This window comes from Bradyrhizobium sp. LTSPM299 (genome assembly GCF_000938235.1).
Taxonomy (GTDB): domain Bacteria; phylum Pseudomonadota; class Alphaproteobacteria; order Rhizobiales; family Xanthobacteraceae; genus Bradyrhizobium.
In genome coordinates this window covers 1-4,657 of sequence record NZ_JYMU01000003.1, presented here as the reverse complement: position 1 = coordinate 4,657, position 4,657 = coordinate 1, and the positions used below count along the sequence as shown (strand labels likewise).

Genomic DNA, 4,657 nt, shown 5'->3' with positions numbered 1-4,657 from the left:
AGCGGTGGGTTGGCCTTCCTGTTTTGCAATGGCGAGCAGCTCACGGGTGCGTGCGATGTTGTCGGCGCGCGAGCCTTTGGCGAATAGGCCGTAGTGGCGGATGCGATGCAAGCCTTTTGGCAGCACGTGGATCAGGAAGCGGCGGATGAACTCGAAGGTGGCGAGCGTCATCTGCTTGTAGCGATTGCGGCCCTCGATGCGGTAGTCTTTCCATTTGAAGGTGACACCCCGCTGGTCGCTGGTGATCAAGCGGCCGTTGGCGATGGCGACGCGGTGGGTATAGCGCGACAGATAGGCCAGCACTGCCTCAGGGCCACCGAACGGGCGCTTTGCGTAGACGACCCACTGGGCCTTGCGCAGCGGCGCGAGATAAGCCGCGAAGGATTGTGCATCGGCCAGATGGATGTGGTCGCCGAAGAAGCTCAGGCGGTTGGCTTGGTGGGCCGCGACGAGCTTCTCCAGGAACAGTCGCAGGAACAGTCGCCGGAACAGGCGCGAGAGCACGCGCACGGGGAGGAAGAACCCCGGCCGGCAGGACACCCAGCGCTGGCCGTCGGGCGAGATGCCGCCGCCCGGCACGATCATGTGGACATGCGGGTGATGGGTGAGCGCCGAGCCCCAGGTGTGCAGCACGGAGGTGATGCCGATCCTGGCCCCCAGATGCTTCGGATCGGCGGCGATCGTCAGCATGGTCTCGGCCGAAACCTTGAACAGGAGATCGTAGAGGACGGCCTTGTTCTGGTAGGCGATGTCGGCGATGGCCGCAGGCAGCGTGAACACGACGTGATAGTACGGCACCGGCAACAGCTCGGCTTCGCGGTCGGCGAGCCATTGCTTGGCGGCGGCACCCTGGCACTTCGGGCAGTGGCGGTTGCGGCAAGAGTTGTAGGCGATGGTGGTATAGGCGCAGTCCTCGCAGCGCGCGACATGGCCACCGAGTTCCGCCGTGCGACAGCGCTCGATCGCCGACATCACCTTTAGCTGCTCGAGGCTGACATGGCCGGCATGGGCCTTGCGCCATGCCGGTCCACGGTCGCGGAAGATATCCGCAACCTCCAGGGCCGGGCGCGACATGTGCGCCGGGTCAGCCGGGCGGCCGGATCTCCTTGAGCTTGAGCGCGATGTGCTCCAGCGGGCTCATGACCTCGCTGATCGTCTTGGTGGCGACGCGGGTATAGAGTGCCGTGGTATCGAGCCTGGCGTGACCGAGTAGTCATGAGTCATAATGCACCTCGGCTAACTCATTGAAAGTCAAAGACTTGCTGGGTGACATTTTGTGTTAGCGGAGGTTTTTGACGCTTTCCGCGGGCGAAGCCTGCCAAGTCCTCAGCCCTGATCACCCAAGGCGCGCCCGCGCAAGCTTGTCGGCCTTTGATGTCGCCGCGGCGAAGCATACGCAACGCCGTCATCTTGCAGACGCCGATGAGTTTTGCTGCCGCTTCGAGCGTAATCTCGCCGCGCTCCGCCCACTCGCCGTCGCGGAAGACGGCGATGTCGTGATGATTACGGAAGCCGCACACGCGTTCCTGCGTCCAAGCATTGCCGTGCCCGGTCTCAACGCCGGTCCGATTGAGCAGGCGCGCGATCTGCCGATCGGGCATCAGCCGCGCCAGCTCACGCACCAGCGCGATCGTGTCGTCGGGGATGCGGGGATTGTGCCGGCCGGCCGCATTCAGGCGCTGCTTCACCTGCAACTCGGTATGGTCGCCGCCTTGCCAGTGCAGGACCGCATGGATGATTGCGCCGTCCTTGCGCACGACAATCTCCGTAAGTGCCGCGCGAAGGATACGCTTGCGCGTTGCGGCCGTTGCAGCGGGATGCAACCAGGCGCGCTCCAGATCAGCACCGAGCGCCATCAATTGCTGGCGCTCCGGCTCGCCGAGCGGCGGCGGACGACGCGCAATCAGGGCGGCGATCTCTCCTTCGACCCTAGCGACAGCCTGCAATGCTTCGTTCCAGCGGCGCTCCAACTCGCCGGCGACCAGACGGTTTGCGGGGTCGACGGCGTCGTACTGTCGGCGCGCGTGCGCGGCTTCGTAGCGCGCCTGCTGTAGCGACAGCTCCAACTGGCGCTCGGCCGCCGTCGTCGTGCCAGATTGCGCCTCGATCGCTTTGAGTGCGGCCTCGATGCCGAGCGGCCTCAGAACGCGCAGGACCTCGTTACTAATCGCCGTATCGATGCTCAATCCGCTGATCGAAATGCAGCGCGCGGCACCGTGGTTCGTACGCGCACCGTAGCAATTGTAGCGGCCGATCTTGCCGCTGTAGTGCACATGGAGCTTGCGGCCGCAGTGGCCGCAGCGCAGCAGTCCGGGCAGCAGCAGCTCGCCTTTACGAGCTGCTCCGCGAGCGAGTGCGCTGCTCATGCCGGTCGCATTGTTAGCGATTACCCGGAGGTTGCGCTCGAACTCGTCCCAGGTGATATAGGCCCCGTGGTGATCCTTGATCAAGACATCCCATTCGGCCATGGGCTTTTGCACACCACGCCGGACATGCTTGCGCCCACCTTTGACACTCACACGGCTCGTCGTGCGCCCGAACGCGTAGGCACCTGCATAGATCGGATTGGTCAGGATGTTGTGCACGATGTTGTAGGCCGGCAGTCGCCACACGACGCCGTGCGCCTCGCCTTGGCGCGACTTGACCGGCAGCTCGATGCCCTCATCTCTCAGCCAGATGTGCACCTGTCGTGCACTTTGCAGCTCGGCGAACTTGGTGAAGACCAGCTGCAGTGCGTCCTGCACGCGTTTGTCAGGATTCTTCTCTATGCGATCGCGACCGATCTTCACATAGCCGGCGGCGACACCAAGGACCAGCGCGCCGCGGCGCGCCTTCTGCTTCAGCGCTTCCTGCGAGCGCTGACGGAACATCGAGAGTTCAAGCTCGCTCATCGTGCCCTTCATACCGAGCAGCAGCCGATCGTTGGGATGTCGAGGATCGTAGATTCCGTCCTCGTCGACGATGAGCGTGCCGACTAATCCACAGAACTCGATCAGGGTATGCCAGTCACGGCCATTACGGGCAAGACGCGACGCCTCGATCGCGAGTACAGCGCCGACACGGCCGTCACAGATCGTTGCCAGCAGCCGCTCGAAGCCAGGACGCGCGATGCCGCCACCGGAGCGGCCGAGGTCGTCGTCGATGACCTCGACGTTGCTCCAGCCAAGCTGCTTGGCGCGATCGACGAGGCCATATTGGCGCCGTCTGCTCTCATGATTATGCGCGAGCTGGTCTGCTGTCGATTGCCGGATATAGACGCAGGCGCTGCGGGCGAGATGCTCAGTCGTGATCTTGGTCATCGCCGCTTCCCCCGCTTGCCGCCTTTGCCAACGCGGCTGCGATCTCGCGCAGCAGCACCTCGATGACCGTCGCGAGCTCGTTCTTTCGAGCTGCATGCAGCTCGACGCACGGCTCGGTCTGGAACAAGCTTGGCTGGAGATTCTCGAATCGGTGCGTCATTCTCTGGTCGCTCCGTTTTTGATTCGGCCGCCAGAAAGCCTAGAAGCGCATCGACCTCGTTGCGGAGGGAGCGAAGAACATCAAGGAGAAAACGCGGCTCACTGCCGATTTGGAATCGGGACGCAGCCTCGTCAGTCATCCACGCCGGGAGGCAGGCAAAGGTGTCGTCAAGTTGGTGCACAACGAGAAACGCGGCCCCGCCTCGCTCAAGCCGTCGCCTGACACCTACCGTCTCGCCAAAGCGAGGATGAAATCTGTAGGTGATGCGTGCTTCAGTCTGTTGTTCGCGGGCAGTATGTCGCTGTTCCGAGTAGCACCTGGATGACGCGGACGTCGATGTTCTGTTCGAGCAGGTGGGTGGCGAAGCTGTGCCGCAGGGTGTGCAGCGAGACGCGCTTGTTGATCTCAGCCATTTGCGCAGCCGCCTGACAGGCGCGGTTGAGCTGGCGCGTGGTCATCGGCTGGGCCGGATCGCGACCCGGGAAGAGCCAGCCCTGCGGACGCGCCGCCTTCCACCAGGCGCGCAGCACGTTGAGCAGGTGCGGCGATAACATGACGTTACGGTCCTTGCCGCCCTTGCCTTGCTCGACGCGGATGATCATCCGCTTGCTGTCGATGTCGGAGACCTTGAGCGAGACCACCTCGGTGGCGCGCAGGCCGGCGCCATAGGCCACACTCAGCGCCGCCTTGTACTTCAGCCCGGGTGCGGCATCGAGCAGCCGCGCCACTTCCTCGGGGCTGAGCACCAACGGCAGCTTGCGCGCCTCATGAATGACATGGGTGTGTTCGACGATCTCGTGACGTCTGAGCGTGACCTTAAAAAAGAACCGCAGCGTCGATACGGTCTGATTGAGGGTCGGCACGCCAACGCCGCTCGCCGCCAGGTGCAACTGATAGCGCCGCACGTCCTCGAAGTCAGCCGTATCCGGTGATCGTCCGAGAAACGCCGCGAAGTTCTTGATCCTTTGCACGTAGTCATGTTGGGTCTTTGGCGCTAACTTGCGGATCGTCATGTCTTCGATCATGCGCCGGCGCAACGGGCTTCCTGCCTCGTCGGTCATGGGGATGCTCCTGTCTTGGGTGAAGGTTGCGAACCCCTCATCTCAAGACAGGACGCCCCGTTGCGCTATCCTCTCGGCCGTATGCCTGCCGCAGCGCCCTACCGCGCGAGCGGTTTAGACCGTATGTCCCTTTCCAT

Annotated in this window: 4 protein-coding genes and 1 pseudogene; all 5 read right to left on the bottom strand. The window is 63.4% G+C overall.

The features are described from left to right. The coding region (locus UP10_RS00030) for an IS91 family transposase (protein WP_044585414.1) at window positions 1-1,074 on the bottom strand (1,074 nt) is incomplete at its 3' end. Window positions 1,075-1,241: 167 nt separating this feature from the next. Then, the gene (locus UP10_RS00025) at window positions 1,242-3,299 is read right to left on the bottom strand and encodes a recombinase family protein (protein ID WP_044585413.1); all 2,058 of its coding nucleotides are present in this window, start codon (window positions 3,297-3,299) and stop codon (window positions 1,242-1,244) included. Then, window positions 3,280-3,459 carry a hypothetical protein gene (locus tag UP10_RS00020; protein WP_044585412.1) on the bottom strand — a complete coding sequence of 60 codons (180 nt, stop codon included), beginning with the start codon at window positions 3,457-3,459 and terminating at the stop codon, window positions 3,280-3,282. Before UP10_RS00020 ends, UP10_RS00025 begins: the two co-directional genes overlap by 20 nt. Before the next feature lie 55 nt (window positions 3,460-3,514). Beyond that, window positions 3,515-3,724 (bottom strand): annotated as a pseudogene (locus UP10_RS46585) (DUF5372 family protein); the annotation flags it as partial. A 7-nt stretch (window positions 3,725-3,731) separates the two neighbouring features. Continuing rightward, entirely contained in the window at window positions 3,732-4,520 is a 789-nt protein-coding gene (locus tag UP10_RS00015) for a tyrosine-type recombinase/integrase (protein ID WP_245321630.1), read from the bottom strand. Window positions 4,521-4,657 lie beyond the last annotated feature (137 nt).

Bases quoted from the DNA above. Each gene is read 5' to 3' on its own strand.
- UP10_RS00025 (WP_044585413.1), bottom strand. From the start codon at position 3,299: ATGACCAAGATCACGACTGAGCATCTCGCCCGCAGCGCCTGCGTCTAT.
- UP10_RS00015 (WP_245321630.1), bottom strand. From the start codon at position 4,520: ATGACCGACGAGGCAGGAAGCCCGTTGCGCCGGCGCATGATCGAAGAC.
- UP10_RS00020 (WP_044585412.1), bottom strand. From the start codon at position 3,459: ATGACGCACCGATTCGAGAATCTCCAGCCAAGCTTGTTCCAGACCGAG.